The 19,876-nt window shown below is 70.3% G+C and carries 19 protein-coding genes and 1 tRNA gene; 8 read left to right on the top strand and 12 right to left on the bottom strand.

Annotation, left to right across the window (positions count from 1 at the left end):
- Nucleotides 1-21: 21 nt before the first annotated feature.
- Nucleotides 22-951 carry a carbohydrate ABC transporter permease gene (locus ACQEVI_RS13670; protein WP_432899583.1) on the bottom strand — a complete coding sequence of 310 codons (930 nt, stop codon included), beginning with the start codon at nucleotides 949-951 and terminating at the stop codon, nucleotides 22-24.
- On the bottom strand, nucleotides 948-1,973 hold the full coding sequence (locus ACQEVI_RS13665; protein WP_432899580.1) for an ABC transporter permease: 1,026 nt from the start codon (nucleotides 1,971-1,973) through the stop codon (nucleotides 948-950). Before ACQEVI_RS13665 ends, ACQEVI_RS13670 begins: the two co-directional genes overlap by 4 nt.
- Nucleotides 1,974-2,231: 258 nt before the next feature.
- Between ACQEVI_RS13665 and ACQEVI_RS13660 the strand changes: the two genes are divergently transcribed.
- Nucleotides 2,232-3,248, top strand: a complete 1,017-nt coding sequence (locus tag ACQEVI_RS13660; protein WP_432899577.1) for a LacI family DNA-binding transcriptional regulator — start codon at nucleotides 2,232-2,234, stop codon at nucleotides 3,246-3,248.
- Nucleotides 3,249-3,254: 6 nt separating this feature from the next.
- On the opposite strand, the gene ACQEVI_RS13655 is transcribed toward ACQEVI_RS13660, so the two are convergent.
- From ACQEVI_RS13655 to eda, 3 genes are read right to left on the bottom strand one after another with little or no spacing between them, the layout of a single operon-like run.
- Nucleotides 3,255-4,250 carry an SDR family oxidoreductase gene (locus tag ACQEVI_RS13655; protein WP_432899574.1) on the bottom strand — a complete coding sequence of 332 codons (996 nt, stop codon included), beginning with the start codon at nucleotides 4,248-4,250 and terminating at the stop codon, nucleotides 3,255-3,257.
- Between the two features lie 29 nt (nucleotides 4,251-4,279).
- A complete protein-coding gene (locus ACQEVI_RS13650) occupies nucleotides 4,280-5,380 on the bottom strand; it encodes a sugar kinase (protein WP_432899572.1) in 1,101 nt (366 codons plus the stop codon).
- Entirely contained in the window at nucleotides 5,377-6,042 is a 666-nt protein-coding gene (gene eda / locus ACQEVI_RS13645; RefSeq protein ID WP_432899569.1) for a bifunctional 4-hydroxy-2-oxoglutarate aldolase/2-dehydro-3-deoxy-phosphogluconate aldolase, read from the bottom strand. The genes ACQEVI_RS13650 and eda overlap by 4 nt, the downstream gene beginning before the upstream one ends.
- 81 nt (nucleotides 6,043-6,123) lie before the next feature.
- On the opposite strand from eda, the gene ACQEVI_RS13640 reads away from it, so the two are divergent.
- Nucleotides 6,124-6,861, top strand: a complete 738-nt coding sequence (locus ACQEVI_RS13640) for an IclR family transcriptional regulator (RefSeq protein ID WP_432899566.1) — start codon at nucleotides 6,124-6,126, stop codon at nucleotides 6,859-6,861.
- Nucleotides 6,862-7,012: 151 nt separating this feature from the next.
- On the opposite strand, the gene ACQEVI_RS13635 is transcribed toward ACQEVI_RS13640, so the two are convergent.
- Nucleotides 7,013-9,574: an ATP-dependent Clp protease ATP-binding subunit gene (locus ACQEVI_RS13635; protein ID WP_432899563.1), complete on the bottom strand. Its 2,562-nt coding sequence runs from the start codon at nucleotides 9,572-9,574 to the stop codon at nucleotides 7,013-7,015.
- Nucleotides 9,575-9,871: 297 nt separating this feature from the next.
- Here ACQEVI_RS13635 and ACQEVI_RS13630 point away from each other — a divergent pair, with 297 nt between their 5' ends.
- From ACQEVI_RS13630 to ACQEVI_RS13620, 3 genes are all read left to right on the top strand, one after another.
- Nucleotides 9,872-10,492 (top strand): hypothetical protein, encoded by a 621-nt coding sequence (locus ACQEVI_RS13630; RefSeq protein ID WP_432899560.1) that lies wholly within the window; start codon nucleotides 9,872-9,874, stop codon nucleotides 10,490-10,492.
- Between the two features lie 49 nt (nucleotides 10,493-10,541).
- On the top strand, nucleotides 10,542-11,390 hold the full coding sequence (locus ACQEVI_RS13625; RefSeq protein WP_432899557.1) for a hypothetical protein: 849 nt from the start codon (nucleotides 10,542-10,544) through the stop codon (nucleotides 11,388-11,390).
- Between the two features lie 94 nt (nucleotides 11,391-11,484).
- Nucleotides 11,485-12,063: an alpha/beta hydrolase family protein gene (locus tag ACQEVI_RS13620; RefSeq protein WP_432899554.1), complete on the top strand. Its 579-nt coding sequence runs from the start codon at nucleotides 11,485-11,487 to the stop codon at nucleotides 12,061-12,063.
- 3 nt (nucleotides 12,064-12,066) lie between these two features.
- Here ACQEVI_RS13620 and def read toward each other — a convergent pair whose 3' ends face one another.
- A complete protein-coding gene (def, locus tag ACQEVI_RS13615) occupies nucleotides 12,067-12,756 on the bottom strand; it encodes a peptide deformylase (RefSeq protein WP_432899551.1) in 690 nt (229 codons plus the stop codon).
- Between the two features lie 86 nt (nucleotides 12,757-12,842).
- On the opposite strand from def, the gene ACQEVI_RS13610 reads away from it, so the two are divergent.
- Nucleotides 12,843-13,301 (top strand): DUF2809 domain-containing protein, encoded by a 459-nt coding sequence (locus ACQEVI_RS13610; protein ID WP_432899548.1) that lies wholly within the window; start codon nucleotides 12,843-12,845, stop codon nucleotides 13,299-13,301.
- Here the strand turns inward: ACQEVI_RS13610 and ACQEVI_RS13605 are convergent.
- Nucleotides 13,298-13,903, bottom strand: a complete 606-nt coding sequence (locus tag ACQEVI_RS13605) for a TetR/AcrR family transcriptional regulator (protein ID WP_432899545.1) — start codon at nucleotides 13,901-13,903, stop codon at nucleotides 13,298-13,300. The two genes, ACQEVI_RS13610 and ACQEVI_RS13605, sit on opposite strands and share 4 nt — an antisense overlap.
- A gap of 113 nt (nucleotides 13,904-14,016) precedes the next feature.
- On the opposite strand from ACQEVI_RS13605, the gene ACQEVI_RS13600 reads away from it, so the two are divergent.
- Together ACQEVI_RS13600 and ACQEVI_RS13595 are read left to right on the top strand one after the other, a co-directional pair.
- Entirely contained in the window at nucleotides 14,017-14,862 is an 846-nt protein-coding gene (locus tag ACQEVI_RS13600; protein ID WP_432899542.1) for an SDR family NAD(P)-dependent oxidoreductase, read from the top strand.
- A 73-nt stretch (nucleotides 14,863-14,935) separates the two neighbouring features.
- Entirely contained in the window at nucleotides 14,936-15,322 is a 387-nt protein-coding gene (locus ACQEVI_RS13595) for a DoxX family protein (RefSeq protein ID WP_432899539.1), read from the top strand.
- Nucleotides 15,323-15,402: 80 nt separating this feature from the next.
- On the opposite strand, the gene ACQEVI_RS13590 is transcribed toward ACQEVI_RS13595, so the two are convergent.
- The 4 genes from ACQEVI_RS13590 to ACQEVI_RS13575 all read right to left on the bottom strand — a co-directional run bounded on the left by ACQEVI_RS13590 (nucleotide 15,403) and on the right by ACQEVI_RS13575 (nucleotide 19,753).
- A tRNA-Thr gene (locus ACQEVI_RS13590) sits at nucleotides 15,403-15,475 on the bottom strand.
- 124 nt (nucleotides 15,476-15,599) lie between these two features.
- Entirely contained in the window at nucleotides 15,600-17,141 is a 1,542-nt protein-coding gene (locus ACQEVI_RS13585) for an alpha/beta hydrolase (RefSeq protein WP_432899536.1), read from the bottom strand.
- Between the two features lie 63 nt (nucleotides 17,142-17,204).
- On the bottom strand, nucleotides 17,205-17,870 hold the full coding sequence (locus ACQEVI_RS13580; RefSeq protein ID WP_432899533.1) for a hypothetical protein: 666 nt from the start codon (nucleotides 17,868-17,870) through the stop codon (nucleotides 17,205-17,207).
- A gap of 212 nt (nucleotides 17,871-18,082) precedes the next feature.
- Nucleotides 18,083-19,753 carry an enoyl-CoA hydratase-related protein gene (locus ACQEVI_RS13575; RefSeq protein WP_432899531.1) on the bottom strand — a complete coding sequence of 557 codons (1,671 nt, stop codon included), beginning with the start codon at nucleotides 19,751-19,753 and terminating at the stop codon, nucleotides 18,083-18,085.
- Nucleotides 19,754-19,876: the final 123 nt, after the last annotated feature.

The following is a 19,876-nucleotide window of genomic DNA, read 5'->3' as shown; positions in this document are numbered from 1 at the left end:
GTTCTCCTTCAGGTTGTTTGCTCAGCCCTTGACGGAGCCGAGCATCACGCCGGACACGAAGTACTTCTGGATGAACGGGTACACGCAGACGATCGGCAGGACCGTGAGCAGCATCGCCACGGACTGGACGTTCGCCTGGATCTGCACGGTGTCGCTGCCGAGGTCCGTCGTGGACGTCGCCGCGGCGAGCAGGTTGCGGAGGTAGAGCGTCACCGGGTACATGTCGCGGTCGTTCAGGTACAGGTACGCCTGGAACCACGAGTTCCAGAACTGGACCGCGTAGAAGAGGGTCATCGTGGCGATGACCGCCTTGGACAGCGGGAGCACGATGCGGAAGAACACGCCGAACTGCGACATGCCGTCGATCTCGGCGGCTTCCTCGAGGTCCTTGGGAAAGTTGTCGAAGAACGACTTCATGACCAGCAGGTTGAAGACGTTGATCGCGCCCGGCACGACGATCGCCCACATCGTGTTCTTGAACCCGAGGGCATCGATGAGCAGGTAGTTCGGGATCAGGCCGCCCGCGTACAGCATGGTCACCATGGCCAGGCCGATCAGGACGCCCCGGCCCTTCAGGTACGGCTTGGACAGCGCGTACGCGAAGGTGGTGGTCAGGGCCATCGCGATGGCCGTGGCGAGCAGCGTGTACACGAACGTGTTGCGGTAGTTGACCCAGAAGATCTCGTCGCCCATCACGCTCGCGAACGTGGTCAGGTTGAACCCGCGCGGCCACAGGTTGACCTGGCCGGCGGCGATGTAGGCCTGGGAGCTGAACGCCTTCGCCACCATGTTGAGGAAGGGGTACAGCGTGAGGAACGTGATGACCACCAGCACGAGCCCGTTGACCATCCGGAACGCCCGGTAGCCGGGCGTGTCCTTGACCGTGATCGTGGCGCGGCTGACCGCCGTGATGTCGGGGGTGTTCGTCGTCACCCCGGTGTCCGTCGTCACCACAAGGAGGCTCCCACCGCTCGCTTCGAGATCTGGTTGGCCGTGACGACCAGTGCGACGCCGATCAGTGCCTCGAACAGGCCGATCGCGGCGGCGAACGAGTAGTTGCCGCCCTCGCCGATCCCCACCCGGTACAGGTACGTGGAGAGCACGTCGGCCGTGTCGTACGTCAGGGGGTTGTACAGCAGCAGGACCTTCTCGAACCCGACGGCCATGAAGCTGCCGATGTTCAGGATGAGGAGCACCATCATCGTGGGCCGGATGCCGGGCAGTGTGATGTGCCAGGTCTGCTGCCAGCGGTTGGCGCCGTCGATCCGGGACGCCTCGTAGAGCTGGTCGTCGATGGTGGTCAGCGCGGCGAGGTAGAGGATCGTGCCCCAGCCGACGGTCTGCCACACCTCGGAGGTCAGGTAGATCGTGCGGAACCAGTCGGCCCGCTGCATGAACGGGATCGCCTCGCCGCCGAACCCCTCGATGATCTGGTTGATGGTGCCGTTGATGGCCGTGAGCTGGAAGACCATGCCGGCCACGATCACTATCGACATGAAGTGCGGTAGGTAGGTGACGGTCTGCACCACGCGCTTGAACAGCCTCGACCGCAGCTCGTTCAGCAAGAGCGCCAGGATGATCGGCAGCGGGAAGCAGATCGCCAGGGTGAGCCCGCCGAGGATCACCGTGTTCCAGAAGACGTCCCAGAACGGCTTGCTGCCGATGAACATCTGGAAGTAGTAGAGGCCCACCCACTCGTCGCCGAACATCGAGCCGCCCGGCCGGTACCGACGGAACGCGATGACGTTGCCGATCATGGGCACGTAGCGGAACACCAGAAGGAAGATGACCGGCAGGACCACGAACGTGTACAGGCGCCAGTGCCGGCGCAGGGACACGCGCCAGGTCTCGTTGTTGCGGAGCTGCTGCGGCGGCCTGGGCCCCGCACCACCGGCGGCGCCACCCGCCCCGGGGCCCGGCAGCCCGTCACCGGTCCGGGGAACGGCGTCGACCGTCCCAGTACCTCGTGCCATCAAGTCCTCCGGTCACCTCGCCGTGCCGGACCCCCACCAGGAGGGCGCCACGTCTTCGTGGAACGTTTTCGAAACTATCGGCGGCTTTACCGAGAGTCACTGGCTGGGACATTAGGATGGTTGCCGTCATATCGTCAAGAGCAGCCCACGGCTGGCACTGTCACGATGTGATCACGCCCAGCTTCCGTGCGGTATGGCTCGGCGCTGGTGTACCGTCGGCATCGAAAGTTTCTGAGACCAGACCGAAAGGCCTGCGCAATGACGGACGTACGGCCCGGTCCCACCATCGCGTCGATCGCGAGCGAGCTCGGCCTGTCGGTACCCACCGTCTCGAAGGTGCTCAACGGCAGGGCCGACGTCGCCCCCGCCACCCGCGACCGCGTCGAGGCAGCGCTGGAGAAGCACCAGTACCGGCGCCGGCGCCCCGCGACCGCACCGGCGGGCACCGCCCTGATCGACCTGGTCTTCCACCGGCTGGGCTCCGGATGGTCCATGGAGATCATCCGCGGAGTCGAGGACGCGGCCGCCGAGTCCCGTACCAGCGTGATCCTGTCCGAGCTGGGCGGCGAGCACCGCCCGCCGGCCCGGTGGCTCGACACGACCATCGCCCGCCCGCCCCTGGGCGTGCTGCTCGTCGCCGCGAACCTGTCCGAGGGGCAGCACCAGCAGCTCGACCGGCGCGGCATCCCCTACGTGGTCATCGACACCGACGGGGAGCCACCGGCCGACGTCGCCTCCGTGGGTTCCGACAACTGGAACGGCGGGCTGGCGGCCACCCGGCACCTGCTGGCCCTGGGCCACCGGCGCATCGCCATGATCACCGGGCCGTGGGACATGCTCTGCAGCCGGGCCCGGGCGGACGGGTTCCGCTCGGCGCACGAGGAGGTGGGCGCCGTCGTCGACCCCGCGCTCGTGCGGCAGGGCAACTTCTACGTCGAGACCGGCTTCAGCCACGGCCTGGAGCTGCTGTCCCAGCCGGACCGCCCGACGGCGGTGTTCGCCGGCTCCGACATGCAGGCCCTCGGCCTGCTCCGTGCCGCGCACCAGCTCGGCCTGCGTGTGCCCGAAGACCTGTCGGTGGTGGGCTACGACGATCTGCCCCTGGCCTCCTGGGTCGGCCCGCCGCTCACGACCGTGCGGCAGCCGCTCCGTGAGATGGGAGCGGCCGCCACCCAGATCCTGCTCGACACAGCGCGCGGCAGGTCGCCGAAGGTGCGTCGGCTGAACCTCTCGACCGAGCTGGTGGTGCGGGAGTCGACAGCCCCGCCGGCCTGACCAGGGTCAGATCGAGCGCGCGTGCTCCGCGAGCCGGTCGAACGCGGAGTCCAGCTCGGCGTCCACCACCTGCGCCTGGGGGTTGGCGTCGTACCAGGACATCTGCTCCGTGGCGCCGACGTCGTAGGTGATGGTGGTGCCGAACTCCGGCACGAGCGTCCGCACCTTCGAGATGTCGAAGACCATCGAGTGCGCCTTGTCGCCCACCAGGCCCGGACCCAGGTCCGGGAGCACGCGGGCGATCGTCTCGGACGCGACGTGCACCAGGTCGGGGTTCGGCACACCCGCCGCCTCGGCGAGCCAGGTGTAGATCTGGTCCCACGTGGGGGCGTGCGTGCCCGTGATGTGGAAGGACTCCCCCACGGCGAGCGGATGGCCGAGCAGGCCCACGAACCCCACGGCGAAGTCCTCGGTGTGCGTCAGCGTCCACAGCGAGGCGCCGTCGCCGTGGACCACCACGGGCTTCCCGGCGCGCATCCGGGCCACGTCGGTCCAGCCGCCCGACGTCGGCAGCAGCGTGCGGTCGTACGTGTGCGACGGTCGCACGATCGTCATCGGGAACCCGTTCTCGCGGTACTCCCGCACCAGCACGTCCTCGCACGCGATCTTGTCCCGCGAGTACTGCCAGAACGGGTTCCGCAGCGGTGTGGACTCCCTGACCGGCAGCCGCGCCGGCGGCGTCTGGTACGCCGACGCGGACGAGATGAACACGTACTGCCCGGTCCGCCCGGCGAACTGCGCGACGTCGCGCGCCACGTGCTCAGGGCTGAAGGCGCGGAACTGCGCGACGACGTCGAACTCCCGATCACCCAGCGCCGCGGACACTCCCTGCGCATCGTTCGCGTCGGCGACGAGGGTCTCCACGCCCGCCGGAAGCTGGCGCGCCGAGGATCTGCCTCTGTTGAGCACCGTCACCCGGTGCCCGAGCCGGGTGGCCCGGGCCACCGAGGCGTGGCTGATGATTCCGCTTCCACCGATGAACAGGATGCTCTTGGACGACATGCCGCCAATCCTTGCACCAAATGGGCAGGTCAGCGCTGTACGCGGGCACTTCCTCCACCGGCCAGCTTCGCGACCTCTGCGAGGGTCACCATGGTGGTGTCACCGGGGGTGGTCATGGCCAGTGCGCCGTGCGCGGCACCGTACTCGACGGCCTCCTGGAGCGAGCCCAGCTCCATGAGACCGTAGGCCAGACCGGACGCGAAGGAGTCACCGCCGCCGACCCGGTCGAAGATCTCCAGGTCCGCCCGGTGCGTGGCCTCGGCGAAGCCCTCCTTGCGCGACCACGCGATCGCGCCCCAGTCGTTGCGCGACGCCGACCGCACCCCGCGCAGCGTCGTGGCGATCACCTGGAAGTTCGGGTACGCCTCCGACGCCGTCTCGATCATCGCGCGGAACGCGCCGGTGTCCAGGTCGGTGAGGTTCTCGTCGACGCCCTCGACCTCGAAGCCGAGCGAGGCCGTGAAGTCCTCCTCGTTGCCGATCATCACGTCGACGTGCTGGGCCAGGCGCCGGTTGACCTCCCGGGCGCGCTCCTCGCCCCCGATGCCCTTCCACAGCGAGGGCCGGAAGTTCAGGTCGTACGACACGATCGTGCCGTGGCGGCGGGCGGCGGCCATCGCGGCCTCGGCGACGTCGGCGCTGCTCTCGGAGAGCGCCGCGAAGATGCCGCCCGTGTGCAGCCAGCGCACGCCGCGGGAGAAGAGGGCGTCCCAGTCCACGTCGTCGGGCCGCATCTGTGCGATGGCGGTGTTGCCGCGGTCGCTGACGCCGACGGCGCCGCGCGCGCCGAACCCGCGCTCGGTGAAGTTGAGGCCGTTGCGGACCGTGCGCCCGATGCCGTCGTACGGCACCCACTGCACGTACTGCGTGTCGAGGCCGCCGGTGAGCATGAAGTCCTCGACGAGCCGACCGATCTCGTTGTCGGCGAGGGCCGTGACGATCGCGCCGCGCAGGCCGAAGCAGCGGCGCAGGCCGCGGGCCACGTTGTACTCGCCGCCGCCCTCCCAGACGTCGAAGCTGCGGGCCGTGCGGATCCGGCGGCTCCCCGGGTCGAGGCGGAGCATCACCTCGCCGAGGGCGACGACGTCGTAGGCGCTCTCGGCGGCGGGGCGGACGTTGAGCGAGGTCATCGGTTGTTCTCCTCGGAGTCGATCTGGGCGGCGAGCGCGACGGCGTCCCGCGTGCGGGTCGTGATCTCGTCCCAGTCGCCGGCGGTGACGAGCTTCCGGTCGACCATCCACGAGCCGCCGACGGCGAGCACCGGCTTCAGCGTCAGGTACTCGGCGAGGTTGGCGGCGCTGACGCCGCCCGTCGGCACGAAGCGCAGACCGGGGAACGGCGCGGAGAACGCCTTGATCGCGGCCGGCCCGCCGACCACGGAGGCGGGGAACAGCTTGACGACGTCGATCCCGAGGTCGAGCGCCGCCATGATCTCGGACGGAGTGGCCACGCCGGGCAGCACGGGGATGCCGTGCTCCTGGGCCCGCCGCACGACGGCGGCGGACAGTCCCGGGGACACGATGTAGCGGGCGCCGGCGTCCACGACGTCGTCGACCTGCTGGGTGGTGGTCACGGTGCCCGCACCGACCACGACGTCGGGCTGGTTCTTCGCGACCGCGCGGATGGCGTCGATGCCGCCCGCGAGGCGCAGCGTGATCTCGGCGACGGGGAGGCCGCCCGCGACGAGCGCGTCGGCCAGGCGGGCGCCCTCGTCGGCGCCGTCGACCACGACCACCGGCACGAGCCGATGGGCGGCGAGGGTCTCGAGGACTGTGCTGTCCGCGGATGACATGGAACTCCTTCATGAACTAGTGTTTCGCTATGGTGAACGGCTGTTGTTCACTGCGAAACGCATGCTACGTGAGGGAGCCCCATGGATGCCAGCCCGCTCGGGAGCGTCGACAAGGCGCTGCTCGCGCTCGACACGCTCGCCGGCTTCGGCGCCGCGGGCGCACCGCTCGCGACACTGGCCCAGGCGGTGGGCGTCAGCAAGCCGACCCTGCACCGCACGCTCGCCGCACTGCGCCACCGCGGCTACGCCGAGCAGACGCCCGACGGCGCCTATCGCCTGGGCCCGGCCGCGCTGGCCCTCGGGAGCACCTACCTGGCCGAGGAGAACCTGCCCGCCCTGCTGCACCCCGCCCTGGCGGCGCTGAGCGAGAAGACCGCCGAGCTGGTGCACCTCGGCGTGCTCGCGGGGCGTGAGGTGGTCTACCTCGACAAGGTCGAGCCGCAGCGCGCGGTGCGCGTGTGGTCCGCGGTCGGGCGACGGCGGACCGCCGCGACGACGGCGCTCGGCCGCGCGCTCCTGTCGGTCCAGGACCTCGACGACGCGGCGCTCACGCGGTACGCCGGCGACGACACGAGCGCGACGCGGCTGCGTGCCGTGCTGGACGACACGCGGAGCAGTGGGATCGCCGGCGAGACCGAGGAGAACGAGGCGGGCATCGCCTGCATCGCCGTCCCGCTGGTGCGCGCCGGACGCGCGGTCGCGGCGGTCAGTATCACCGCCCCGGTGGAACGGCTGCGCGGTGCTGCGCGCGCCGAACGTGTCGCGGCCCTCCGCGACGTCCTCCCGCCCCTCCTCCCGGCAAGCCTCACCCTTCCGTGAGTGCTGGATATTCGCCCCCTACAGAGCCCGGACAGGGCGAATATCCAGCACTCAGCGGGGCAGGAGGGATCGAGCGGGCATGCCGAAGGCCCGGCCACCCCTGTTCAGGGTGACCGGGCCTTGGGGCTCGATCCGGAGAACTACCGGGCGATCACGCCCCGCCGGCCGCCATCTGGCCCGACGGCGGCAGGTCGCGCGGCACCAGCCCGGCGCCCGCGGGCACCGACTGCGGCTCTGCGGTGGTCGGACGACGACGCTCGTCGCGCTCCACACCCCGGAACGTGAACTCGCCGAGGATGCCCTCGCCGACGCCGTCGATGATCACCAGCTGGCCTGCGGTGAGCTCGCCGAACAGGATCTTCTCGGACAGCGAGTCCTCGATCTCCCGCTGGATCGCCCGCTTGAGCGGACGGGCACCGAGGACCGGGTCGTAGCCCTTCTCGGCCAGCAGGTGCTTGGCGGCGGTCGTGAGCTCGAGGCCCATGTCCCGGTCGCGCATACGGCGGTCGAGCTTCGCGATCTCGAGGTCGACGATCTGGATGATCTCGTCCTGCGAGAGCTGCGGGAACACGACCGTGTCGTCGACACGGTTGAGGAACTCCGGCCGGAAGTGCTGCTTGAGCTCCTCGTTGACCTTCGCCTTCATCCGCTCGTAGGAGGTCACCAGGTCGCCGCCGGAGTTGAAGCCGGTCTGGACGCCCTTGGCGATGTCCCGCGTGCCGAGGTTGGTGGTCATGATGATCACCGTGTTCTTGAAGTCGACCACTCGACCCTGCGAGTCGGTGAGGCGGCCGTCCTCGAGCACCTGCAGCAGCGAGTTGAAGATGTCGGCGTGCGCCTTCTCCACCTCGTCGAACAGGACCACGGAGAACGGCTTGCGACGCACCTTCTCGGTGAGCTGGCCACCCTCGTCGTAGCCGACGTATCCGGGCGGGGAGCCGAACAGCCGCGAGACCGTGTGCTTCTCCGAGAACTCGGACATGTCGAGCTGGATGAGCGCGTCCTCGTCACCGAACAGGAACTCCGCGAGCGCCTTGGCGAGCTCGGTCTTACCGACACCCGTGGGGCCGGCGAAGATGAACGAGCCACCGGGGCGCTTCGGGTCCTTGAGGCCGGCCCGCGTACGGCGGATGGCCTGCGACAGCGCCTTGATGGCGGTCTCCTGGCCGACGACCCGCTTGTGCAGCTCGTCCTCCATGTGGAGCAGGCGGCTGGACTCCTCCTCGGTGAGCTTGACGACCGGGATGCCGGTGGACATCGCCAGCACCTCGGCGATCAGCTCGTCGTCGACCTCTGCGACCGTGTCGAGGTCACCCGACTTCCAGGCCTTCTCCTTGTCCGCGCGGAGCTGCGTGAGCTGCTTCTCCTTGTCACGCAGGCCGGCGGCCTTCTCGAAGTCCTGCTCGTCGATCGCCGACTCCTTCTCGCGGCGCGCCTCGGAGATGTTCTCGTCGAGCTCCTTCAGCTCCGGCGGCGCCGTCATGCGACGGATGCGGAGCCGTGCGCCGGCCTCGTCGATCAGGTCGATCGCCTTGTCCGGAAGGAACCGGTCGTTGATGTACCGGTCGGCGAGCGTGGCCGCGGAGACCAGCGCGGAGTCCGTGATGGACACGCGGTGGTGCGCCTCGTAGCGGTCGCGCAGACCCTTGAGGATCTCGATGGCGTGCTCGAGCGACGGCTCGGACACCTGGATCGGCTGGAAACGACGCTCCAGGGCCGGGTCCTTCTCGACGTACTTGCGGTACTCGTCGAGCGTGGTGGCACCGATGGTCTGCAGCTCACCGCGAGCCAGCATCGGCTTCAGGATGGAGGCGGCGTCGATCGCGCCCTCGGCGGCACCCGCACCCACCAGGGTGTGGATCTCGTCGATGAACAGGATGATGTCGCCACGCGTGCGGATCTCCTTGAGCACCTTCTTGAGGCGCTCCTCGAAGTCACCGCGGTAACGCGAACCGGCGACCAGCGCGCCGAGGTCCAGCGTGTACAGCTGCTTGTCCTTGAGCGTCTCCGGGACATCGCCCTTGACGATGTCCTGCGCGAGGCCCTCGACGACCGCCGTCTTGCCGACGCCGGGCTCGCCGATCAGCACCGGGTTGTTCTTGGTGCGGCGGGACAGAACCTGCATGACCCGCTCGATCTCCTGCGTACGACCGATGACCGGGTCCAGCTTGCCCTCGCGCGCGGCCTGGGTGAGGTTGCGGCCGAACTGGTCGAGCACTGCCGAGCCCGCGGGCTGGCCCTCCTGGGGACCGCCCGCGGAGACGGGCTCCTTACCCTGGTAGCCGCTCAGCAGCTGGATGACCTGCTGGCGCACCTTGTTCAGGTCGGCACCCATCTTGGTGAGCACCTGTGCTGCGACGCCCTCACCCTCGCGGATGAGACCCAGCAGGATGTGCTCGGTGCCGATGTAGTTGTGGCCGAGCTGCAGCGCCTCGCGGAGCGACAGCTCAAGCACCTTCTTGGCACGCGGCGTGAACGGGATGTGCCCGCTCGGCGCCTGCTGACCCTCACCGATGATCTCGGTGACCTGGGTGCGGACGCCGTCGAGCGAGATCCCGAGCGACTCGAGCGCCTTGGCGGCTACGCCCTCACCCTCGTGGATGAGGCCGAGCAGAATGTGCTCCGTGCCGATGTAGTTGTGGTTCAGCATCCGCGCCTCTTCTTGGGCGAGGACGACGACGCGACGGGCGCGATCCGTAAATCTCTCGAACATGTGCTGCTCCCTCACGAGCGGCGTACACCTGCACCGGCGGTACCAGGCCTGACCGCAACGACTCTATGCGCTCACAACGCGCCCATGGGCCGATCGATGCCCATGTTCGCCAGGGGCGTGACGATGTCCGGCCCTCGAACGGCCTCGGACACACCGGTGCGGGGCGACACGCCCGGGCGCAGGCTCTCGACGGCGAGTCCCGGCTGTTTCCGAGCTGATTCCCACGGAGGTAATTGACGCCTTCCCCCGTACCCGGCAGTCTCGGTGTCAGACCCGTACCCGTCCCGGGGAGGCCACATGGCGGACGAACCGAGCCCGACCCCCGAGTCCTGGGAGCAGATCGTCGCGCGCTTCGCACGGTTCTCCGGCGTCGTCGGCGAGGTGGACGACCCGCTGACCTGGGGACTCGACCTGGTCGAGGAGGAGGTCACGGGCATCTCCAACAGCACGGACCCCACCGAGGAGCGCTTCCTGCGCTCCTATCGCACGTTCTCCGGCGAGACCGTCGAGGTGGAGACCCTCCGCGTCCCGGCGACCCCGGCGCAGATCGAGGACATCGTCCGCGCCGCCTGCAGCGGAGCACTCGTCGCGCCGCTGCACGCCGACGTCGACCCGGCCGCGCCGCCGGAGATCACCGACGTCACGGAGCTGGCCGAGTCCTACCAGGACTACCGCAGCGCGATGCGGGCGATAGTCGCCGAGGTCGACGACGTGCCGTGCGAGACCCGTCAGTTCCGGGTGGACGGCACGGTCAAGCGCTGCATGCGCGTCACCGTACGCAATGTGACCGCCGTCTACTCCCCTGCGGCGGACCGCGCGGTAGTCGTGACCGGGCCGTCTGACCTGGTGGATCGCGTGGATGTGGTCACGCGCCCCATCCGCAACCTCCTCCACGGCGAGGACGGTCCGCGGTTCTGACCCGGAACTCACCCCCAGCGGCGCGCCGCACGGCGGTACGATCACCGCTGTGATCCGTGCCACCGCCTCCGACGCGACGCCGCGGCCGAGGGCGCGTGCCGCCGCGGCCCGACGCCCGGCCCTGCTGATCCTGCTCCTGCTGACAGTGCTGACCCTGGTGGGCACGGACGTCGTCGAACAGCGCGCAGCGGCCGCCGAGAGCTATCGCGACGACATCTGGGTCAACGCCGACGGCGTCGCCTTCGGGCGGGACGGCGAGAGCGACGAGCTCGCCTACGTGGTCCGGCCCCTCGGTCAGCGCAACGGCGGCCAGGCCTACTCCCGCGATCTCACCCGGGACGAGCGGAACAACGGCTGGGCGATGTTCTGGGAGGCCCGGTACAACTACCCGGACGGCTACTGCGTGGTGTGGGTAGAGGTCGAGGACGCGAGCAACTGGCACGAGTCGAAGAGCCGCACGGCGTGCCGCGGCGACGACCAGCCGCCCGCCACCGAGACGCCCACGCCGACTCCCACGCCTACCCAGGCCGAGCAGCCGGCACAGGGACAGGGACAGCGGCCGACGCCGGAGCCCGCGCGGCCGGCAGCCCCGGAGACGGAGGAGCCGACACCGACGCCCTCCTCGACGCCCACCCCGACCCCCACGCCGACCCCGACACCCACGCCCAGCGCCACGCCGTCGCCGTCCGTCTCGAGCTCACCGAGCCCTTCGCCGACCCCCACGCCGGCCGACACGGACGCCCTGCAGGGCCTTTACGACCACCAAGGGCCCCGGACCCAGGCCGTCGCCATGCGGGAGGACGAGATCATCTCCCCCCTCGGCTGGGTGGCGGTGCTCGGCAGCGGCGCGGTGCTCACCGCGGGCGGCGTGCTGATGCTCTGGCGTCGCCTGACCTGACCTGACCTGACGGAGCGGGGCGGCCGGGGCGGACCTCGATCGTCCGACGTCCCGCGCCCGGGCTCGCACGCCGCACCCGGTGCAGACTGGGTGCGTGAGCACTCCCGCAGGCCTCTTGCTGACCCCTGGCGCGGGCGCGAACCGGGAGAGCCCGGCGCTCGTCGCCGTCGAGCACGCGCTGGCCGCCGCCGAACCGGCGCTGCCGGTGCGACGTGCCGACTTCCCGTACCGCCTCGAGGGCCGGCGGATGCCGGACCGTGCGCCCGTCGCCGTCGCGCACCTGCGGGCGGAAGCCGCCGCGTGGGCCGACGAGCTCGCCGTCCCGACGGACCGGCTGCTCCTCGGCGGAAGATCGTACGGCGGCCGGATGTGCTCGATGGCCGTCGCCGAGGGCCTGCCCGCCGCGGGCCTGGTCCTCCTCAGCTACCCGCTGCACCCGCCGGGACGGCCGGAGAAGCTCCGCGTGGAGCACTTCGGGCAGATCACGGTCCCCACGCTGTTCGTGTCCGGCGACAAGGACGCCTTCGGCACCCCTGACGAGCTCGCGGAGCACGTCGCCGCGATCCCCGGACCCGTCACGACGGTGACGCTGTCCGGGGCGCACGACATGCGCGGCGCCGCCCGGCAGGAGGCGGTGGCGGACGCCGTCGCCGCCTGGGTCGCCTCGCTGTAGGCGTCAGCGGCCGCCGGCCGGCTTCTCCGGGTACTCCGGCGGGGTCTTGTCCAGCTCGATGGCGATCTCGCGGCGCTCCGCGATGATGTGCGGGCGCTCCTCGTCGCGCTGCTCCAGCGCGTCCGCCTGCAGGTCCGCATCCAGGTGGTCCCAGTAGAGGATGCCGTCGAGGTGCTGCGACTCGTGGATGAAGCAGCGTGCCAGGTACCCGCTGCCCGTCAGCTGCACCGGCCCCCCGTGCTGGTCCACGCCGCGCACGGTCGCCCGGCCGGGGCGTACCAGCGGCTCGTAGGCGCCCGGCACGGAGAGGCAGCCCTCCTCCTCGGTCTCGCGCTCCGCCTCGGTGTCCATCTCGAGCACGGGGTTCACGACGTGCCCCACGTGACGGTCGCCCGACGAGTCCGTCAGGTCGTACACGAACACCCGGAGATCGACACCCACCTGCGGGGCCGCCAGGCCGACACCCTGCGCCGACTCCATGGTGGCGAACAGGTCGTCGACGAGCCGGGCGAGCTCCGGGGTCGAGAACGTCGCGACCGTCCGGGCCGGGTCGTGCAGCACCGGCTCACCGATCTCGGTGATGCGCAGCACGCGGCCGCGGTCCACCTCAGGGGCTGTCGCGGGGTACTCCTCGACCGGCTCTCCGAGCAGGTAGGTGACGGGTTTGCGCCGTCGGGGGCGGGTCCATGCCATGGCACAGAGGGTACCTGCGACACCTGCGGTCCACGCTTCGTCCGTGCTGTGCCCGTGCGCTCCGGCGGCTACGGCAGACTGCGCACATGAGTGGCGCACCGGACGACGGGACGACGGCGCGGGACCAGCCCAGGGACCGGCTCCAGCATCGCCTGGTACCCGCTGCCGCGGCGGTGTCGACCGTGGCAGCCGGCCTGTCCGTGCGGTCCGTGCTCGGTGGCGACCTCGCGAAGTACGCGGGCGACGCGCTCTACGCACTGCTGATCTTCTGGCTCGTGCTCGTCGTGGCACCCCGTACGCGAGCCTGGGTCGCCGCGGTCGTGGCGTTCGCGGTGAGCGTGGCGGTCGAGCTCTTCCAGCTCACGGGCGTCCCCGCGGAGCTCGGCGCGCAGAGCGCGCTCGCCCGGCTGGTGCTCGGCACCACCTTCAACGCGCCGGACCTGCCCTTCTACGCCGTGGGCGCCGCGCTCGGCTGGGCCCTGCTCCTGGCCCTCCGGAGCACCGGGGCCGCGCGACGACGTCGGCCCGCACCGCAGGACCGCTAGGCGGAACCTGCCAGCCCGCGCAGCACGCCCCGGACGATCGCTCGCACGCCGTCCGGTGAGAGGTCGCCGGACCGCTCCGTCCAGCGCCGCGTGACCGGCGCGAAGATCAGGTCCACCGCGAGGTCCAGGTCGACGTCGGCGGCGAGCTGGCCCGCCTCCTGCGCCCGGCGGAGCCGACGCCGCTTGAGGTCGCGCATCGGCTCGTCCAGCCGCTCGCGGTAGGCCTGGCTCAGCTCCGGGTCCTCGATGACGGCCGCGGTGAGGCCCCGCAGGGCACGGTCGAACGCAGGGTCGGCGAACTCCTCGACGGTGGCGACCAGCACTGCGGTCAGGTCGTCCTCGAGGTCACCGCTGTCGGGCAGGTCGCCCGGCTCCCCCGGGCCGAGCGAGCGCTCCAGGACGGCGTCCAGCACCAGGGCGCCCTTGTTCGGCCACCACCGGTAGATCGTCTGCTTGCCGACACCCGCCTGGGCGGCCACCTTCTCGATGGTCAACCGCGCGTACCCGAGCTCGGCCACGACGTCGAAGGCCGTGGCGAGGATCGCCGCGCGGGTGGCGGGGTTGCGGCGCCGCCCGGTGGACGGCTGCTGTGCGGTGGGCATCCGGGCACCGTATCGCATGCAGAGACGAGACGTTGCGTATTGACAAATGCGAGAGAGGCCTGCCATCGTTCTTGTCGAGACGTTCCGTCTCGACAAACTGTGGAGGAAGCACCATGACCGAACCGATCAGCACCCCTCAGCGCCGCACCTGGTTCATCACCGGAGCCAGCCGCGGTCTGGGCCGCGCCTTCACCGAGGCGGCACTGGCCGCAGGCGATCAGGTCGCCGCTGTCTCTCGCACGATCCGGGAGGACGACGACCGCGACGGCCTGCTCCAGATCGTCGCCGACGTCCGCGACCCCGCGTCGGTGGGCGACGCGGTCCGGCGGGCCGTCGATACCTTCGGACGCCTCGACGTGGTCATCAACAATGCCGGGACCATGTCGTACGGATTCGTCGAGGAGTTCACAGAGGCGCAGGTCGGAGCGCAGCTGGAGACCAACTTCTTCGGCGCCGTCTGGGTGACCCAGGCCGTGGCGCCGGTACTGCGCCGCCAGCGCTCCGGTCACCTCATCCAGATCTCCAGCATCGGCGGCCTCGCAGGCTTCGCGGGCACCGGCCTGTACAGCGCGAGCAAGTTCGCGCTGGAGGGCCTGAGCGAGGCGGTGGCGCACGAGCTCGCCGAGTTCGGCGTCGACGTGACGATCGTCCAGCCGGGCGGCTACTGGACCGATCTCTACACCGCCATGGACACCGCGACGCCGCTGCCCGAGTACGACGGGCTGCGCGACCGCCTGGCCGCGCAGTTCGCCGAGAACAGCGTCGACAGCGACCCACGGCGGGCCGCCGAGGCGATCCTCGAGCTGGTCGCCAGCCCTCGTCCGCCGCGCCGGCTGCTCCTCGGCGGCACCGCGTACGACATCGCGTTCGAGGTCACCGAGGAACGGCGCCGGACCTGGAAGGAATGGGAGGCCGTGAGCCGCGCCGCCGAGGAGCCGATCCCGGCGCCACAGGGGTAGCCGACGGTGTTGTCACACGCGGGGCCGCGGTGTCGTCGACGGGGCAGACGGCGCCCACTCCAAGGAGAACCGCATGAACATCGCCCTGTGGATAGTTGCCGGACTGCTCGCCGTCGCCTACGTGGGCGGCGGCGGGCTCAAGGTCATCATGAGCAAGCAGAAGATCGCAGCATCCGGACCCGCGGCCGAGTGGGTCGAGGACTTCAGCCCGGGCGCCGTCAAGATGATCGGTGTCCTGGAGGTCCTTGGCGGGCTCGGTCTGGTCCTGCCCGCCGCGCTCGGCATCGCCCCCGAGCTGGTGCCGCTGGCCGCCCTGGGCCTGGCGGTGATCATGGTGGGCGCGGCGGCCACCCGCATCAGCCGGCGCGAGTACCGGCTCGCACTGGTGGACCTGACCTACCTGGTCCTGATCGGCTTCGTGGCCTGGGGACGGTTCGGCCCGGAAGCGTTCGCGGGCTGATCAAGCCGGGTGGCGCCGCCTCCGGCGTCGGACAACAAAGAAGCCCGGAACCGTTGAGGTTCCGAGCTTTCTGCACACTGAGCCGCCTGTGAGAATCGAACTCACGACCTTCTCATTACGAGTGAGATGCTCTACCGACTGAGCTAAGGCGGCGCACGCACCACGATCCGAGCAGAACCGGAAGGGTGAGCGGGCCTCACTGTACCCAATGGATGGCCCAGGTTTCAAAGTGAAACGGTGTGACGTCCTCAACCCGCCGGATTCGAGCCTCGGACGGTCAGCAGGTGAGGCCGTCCTCGGGGACTGTGCCCTCCACCAGGTAGTCCTCCACAGCCGTGCTGATGCACGTGTTCGACCGCCCGTACGCCGTGTGGCCCTCGCCCTCGTAGGTGACGAGCGTGCCCGACGACAGCGTCTTCGCGAGCGACTCGGCCCACCGGTACGGGGTGGCGGGGTCGTTGGTGGTACCGATGACGACGATCGGTGGCGCGCCCTTCGCGGCCGGGTCGAACTCCTGCTCCGCCGCCGGGTACGGCCAGTCGGTGCACTCGATGCCCGAGTACCCGAACGACTCGCCGAGCGTGGGCGCCGCAGCCTCGATGTCGGCGGCGATCTGCTGCATGGTCGCCATGTTCTCCTCGGCGCGGGAGTCGGCGCAGTTGATCGCGCGGAACGCCTCCTCGCTGTTGGACTTGAACGTGCCGTCCTCGTTGCGGTCGTTGTAGACGTCAGCCAGGTACAGCAGATCGTCGCCCTTGCCCTCCCAGAGGACCTCCTGCAGCGCCTGGGTGAGGAACGACCAGGAGCCCTCGTCGTACATCGTCACTGCCACGCCGTAGAACGCGAGCTTCTTGGTCACGTCACGGCCGGAGGACGTCGGGATCGGGTTGGGCTCCGCGTCCTCGACGATCGCCTGGATCTGCTGCAGGCCGCTGGTGACGTCGCCGGTGAGCGGGCAGTCGCTGCTGGTCTGGCAGTCCGTCACGTACGCGCGCAGGGCACTCTCGAAGCCCTCCGCCTGCTGCAGGGCCACCTCGTCGGAGGCCAGCGTCGTGTCGAGGGCCCCGTCGAGCACCAGGCGCCCGGTCCGCTTCGGGAACAGGCCCGCGTAGGTGGCACCGAGCTGGGTGCCGTAGGAGAAGCCGAGGAAGTTGAGCTTGTCGTCGCCGAGCGCGCCCCGGAGCATGTCCATGTCGCGTGCGGCGGACTGCGTGTCCACGTTCCCGAGGAGCGGGCCCGTGTTCTCGGCGCAGGCCTTGCCCCAGTCCCGGACGGCGTCCTGCCTGGCAGCCAGGCCCTGTTCCGTGTACGGGTAGTCGGTGCTCAGGAACCCGTCCTTGCCCGCGTCGTCGTAGCACTTCACCGGTGTCGACCTGCCGACCCCGCGGGGGTCGAAGCCCACGATGTCGAACGACGAGCGCAGCGACGGCCCGAAGCGGGCGGGGTCACCCACGAAGTCCACGCCCGACCCGCCCGGCCCGCCCGGGTTGACCAGCAGCGAACCCACCTTCTGCCCCGAGGCGGGGATGCGCTTGAGCGCGATCTCGATGCTGCCGGCGTCGGCATCGTGCCAGGAGAGCGGCGCGGACGCCGTCGCGCACTGGAAGCCCTCACCGCAGTCGGTCCACTCCAGCGACTGGCCGTAGTAGTCCTCGAAACCCTTCGGCGCGCCCACCGTCGCCGAGCCGTCCGACTTGCCCACGTCTTCCAGTGCCGTCTGCACCTTGGGCGGTGCACCGCAGGCGGCGAGCAGGAGAACAGAGGTGAGCAGCGTGGCGACGACGGCCGCAGGCTGACGACGGCGGGCGGGGCGAATCACCCGGACAACCTATCGGTTGTGCTGGTTAGATTTCTTACCTGTTGGCGAACCGACACGCGACCCTCACGAGTCGAGCCAGGCCACCGGTCCGGGCTCGCCCTCCGCGGGACGGGGCAGGAGCTCGACGTCGCCCTTGTCACCCAGGACCACCGGTACGGGATCACCGGTGTCGACCTCCGCCGGCACCTCGACCACAGTGGTCGTCGGCACGAAGTCCATGGTGCAGATGCCGTCGCTCGCCGGCATGAACTGCACCGTGAGCACACCGTCCGCGGCGCCGACCTTCGCGGACTTGCCGCCCGAACCGAGGGTCGCCTCCGGCTTCGCGAACAAGGGGCAGGAGCTGGACCCGTTGGTCACCACGTACAGCAGACCCTCCTCCGGTGCCCACGCGACGCCGACCGGCGAGTCGGTGCTCCCCTCCAGGCCCGGCGGCAGACCGCGCCCGGAGTTCCCGGCCACGAGCTCCATGTCGGCGGCCTGGGGCAGCTCGCCGTCCTGGCCGCCTTCGCCGTCCGTCGGGCTGGGGCTGGGGCTGGTCATGTCGCTCTCCTCCGGTGCCTGGGACGCGGAGGCGTTCGAGTCGCCCGCCTCGGACCCGCCGACGTCGGACTGGGCGCATCCCGACAGCGCGAGCGCCGCCGTCATCCCGAGGCCGAGGGCCACCACGCCCGCACGGGCCAGGGGCCGTACAGCTGCACCGGACCGGTCCGTCTGCTTGATCTTCATGCCCAGTTCCTTCCGCTCGCCTGACACCACCAGGTGTTTGTCGCAGAGTTGCGACGCCTCCACCCTGGTCATGTGGCGGGCGCCACGTGTCTTGCACCCCACCCCATGATCCCTCACAGGTCAGGTGACCGGCAGTCCGAGCTACCTGTCATCACCTGTCATCGCCTGTCGTCGATCATGCGCGCTCGCGCCGCATCACGCGCGTCGGCGGCTCATACGCGGGCCGTCGAGAAGCGCAGCTTTTCCGGGGTGGCGTCCGCCGCGGTCTTGCGCAGGAAGGCCCGGCGGTGCACCGAGAAGGCGTTCCGGTCGTCGAAGAAGTCGCGCGCCATCTCGGCGAGCTCGATGGTCTGGTAGTACGACAGCGGCTTGTCCGTCGCCCGGCGCTCCGCGCGCGCGGCGAGCATCCAGCCGAGCGTGGCGGGCTCCTCGTACCCCTGGGCGGCGGAGGACAGCCAGGTGTTGAACTCGCCCCACTCACGCGGCCCGACGGCGCTGATCAGCCCGATGCGGGCCGCCTCGGCGACCGAGATCGGCAGCTTGCGGTTCAGGAGCAACGACGCGCGGTGCTCGCCCACGCGGGCCGGGACGCTCCAGGAGTGCAGCTCGGAGCCGTGGATCCCCATGTCGTAGTACGGGTTGAGGACGACGCCCTCACGGGCGAGGGTCACGTCGGCGCACAGGCCGGCCATGACGCCGCCCGCGCCGGCGTTCGCGGTGAACGCGGCGACGGTGAGCTGCTCGGCGGTCGCGATGGCGAGGCAGAGCTCGTCGATGGCGCAGATGTTGTCCCACGCCTCGGCCGCCGGGTCCGGCGACGCGTCGACGGTGCCGAGGTGAATCCCGTTGGAGAACGCGTGCTCGGTGCCCTTGATGACCAGCACCCGGGTGTCCTCGGTGAGAGCCTTCTCGACAGCGCTCGTCAGGCGGCGGCACTGCTCCGTGTACATCGCGCCGCTGTACGAGCGGAACGTCAGGTACCCGACCGCGCCGTCCCGCACGTACGTGGACTCCGCCAGGGCGTCCGGGACACGGCGGAACGGTGCGCCGCTCGTGTCGATCACCTGGGCGGCTGGAAGCTTCGCGCCACGGCGGCCGCTGAGCTCGGCGGCGTAGCCGACCCAGAGCGTGCCGACGCCGCAGGCGATCGCCACCGCGTCGAGGTTGCGGCCCACGACGGTGCCGGGGGCGGCACCGGTGTGCTCGGGCGAGGCGACGGCGTCGAACACGCAGACCGACCGGCCGTTGATGGTCGCGGGGGCACCGGGCGCGCCGTCGGCCGCCGCGACGAGGCGCTCGAGCTCGTTCGCGGGACGGCTCCAGTCGATGCGGAAGTCCTCACGGCGCAGCAGCGGCAGCTCACCGTCGACCGGAACGATCCGCAGGCAGGCCTCCGCGGGGATCGGCCGCTCGCCGTCGGCCACCTTGCGGACGACCTCACCGATACAGGCCATCGCGGCATCCGCGACGCGGCTGTTGTAGAGCGCGCTCTTCGAGATCGGCTGGTCCGGCATGTCGAAGACTGCAGTGGCCCAGACCGGGCCGGCGTCCAGCTCCTCGACGGCGGACAGCGCGGTGACGCCCCAGCGGTCGCGGCCGTCGCGGATCGCGTGATCGAGCGACGAGGGCCCGCGGTCGCCCACAGGGCCGGGGTGCACGATGACCGTCGGCCAGCGGTCGTAGATCGTGTCCGGCACGCGGTGCTTGAGGAACGGGCACAGGATCAGGTCGGGGTCCGCACGCTCGACGGCCCGCGTCATGGCGGCGGCGGACTCGAACGTCGGGGCAAGCTCGACTCCGACGTCATGCCCCTGTTCCCTCAGGGAACACCAGACCCGCTGGGTGAGACCGTTGAAGGCTGAGACCAGCAGGAGGATCCTCATCGGGCGGTGGACTCCTTGTCGCACGGAAAAGCTCTGGGGGCGCCACGCAGCCTAACCACGGACGCCAATAGGGACAATCTGCCTGGGTGGTTCAACTTCACCCGCGCCAAATCTTCACAGGTC

This window comes from Promicromonospora sp. CA-289599, from assembly GCF_050936155.1.
In the GTDB taxonomy this organism is placed as follows: domain Bacteria; phylum Actinomycetota; class Actinomycetes; order Actinomycetales; family Cellulomonadaceae; genus Promicromonospora.
This window is presented reverse-complemented; position numbering and strand designations above follow the sequence as displayed.

Coding starts and splice junctions, on each gene's coding strand:
- ACQEVI_RS13655 (WP_432899574.1), bottom strand. CDS start 4,250: ATGTCGTCCAAGAGCATCCTGTTCATCGGTGGAAGCGGAATCATCAGC.
- ACQEVI_RS13575 (WP_432899531.1), bottom strand. CDS start 19,753: ATGAGGATCCTCCTGCTGGTCTCAGCCTTCAACGGTCTCACCCAGCGG.
- eda (WP_432899569.1), bottom strand. CDS start 6,042: ATGTCATCCGCGGACAGCACAGTCCTCGAGACCCTCGCCGCCCATCGG.
- def (WP_432899551.1), bottom strand. CDS start 12,756: ATGGCATGGACCCGCCCCCGACGGCGCAAACCCGTCACCTACCTGCTC.
- ACQEVI_RS13595 (WP_432899539.1), top strand. CDS start 14,936: ATGAACATCGCCCTGTGGATAGTTGCCGGACTGCTCGCCGTCGCCTAC.
- ACQEVI_RS13580 (WP_432899533.1), bottom strand. CDS start 17,870: ATGAAGATCAAGCAGACGGACCGGTCCGGTGCAGCTGTACGGCCCCTG.
- ACQEVI_RS13650 (WP_432899572.1), bottom strand. CDS start 5,380: ATGACCTCGCTCAACGTCCGCCCCGCCGCCGAGAGCGCCTACGACGTC.
- ACQEVI_RS13630 (WP_432899560.1), top strand. CDS start 9,872: ATGGCGGACGAACCGAGCCCGACCCCCGAGTCCTGGGAGCAGATCGTC.
- ACQEVI_RS13660 (WP_432899577.1), top strand. CDS start 2,232: ATGACGGACGTACGGCCCGGTCCCACCATCGCGTCGATCGCGAGCGAG.
- ACQEVI_RS13665 (WP_432899580.1), bottom strand. CDS start 1,973: ATGGCACGAGGTACTGGGACGGTCGACGCCGTTCCCCGGACCGGTGAC.
- ACQEVI_RS13600 (WP_432899542.1), top strand. CDS start 14,017: ATGACCGAACCGATCAGCACCCCTCAGCGCCGCACCTGGTTCATCACC.
- ACQEVI_RS13640 (WP_432899566.1), top strand. CDS start 6,124: ATGGATGCCAGCCCGCTCGGGAGCGTCGACAAGGCGCTGCTCGCGCTC.
- ACQEVI_RS13635 (WP_432899563.1), bottom strand. CDS start 9,574: ATGTTCGAGAGATTTACGGATCGCGCCCGTCGCGTCGTCGTCCTCGCC.
- ACQEVI_RS13610 (WP_432899548.1), top strand. CDS start 12,843: ATGAGTGGCGCACCGGACGACGGGACGACGGCGCGGGACCAGCCCAGG.
- ACQEVI_RS13605 (WP_432899545.1), bottom strand. CDS start 13,903: ATGCCCACCGCACAGCAGCCGTCCACCGGGCGGCGCCGCAACCCCGCC.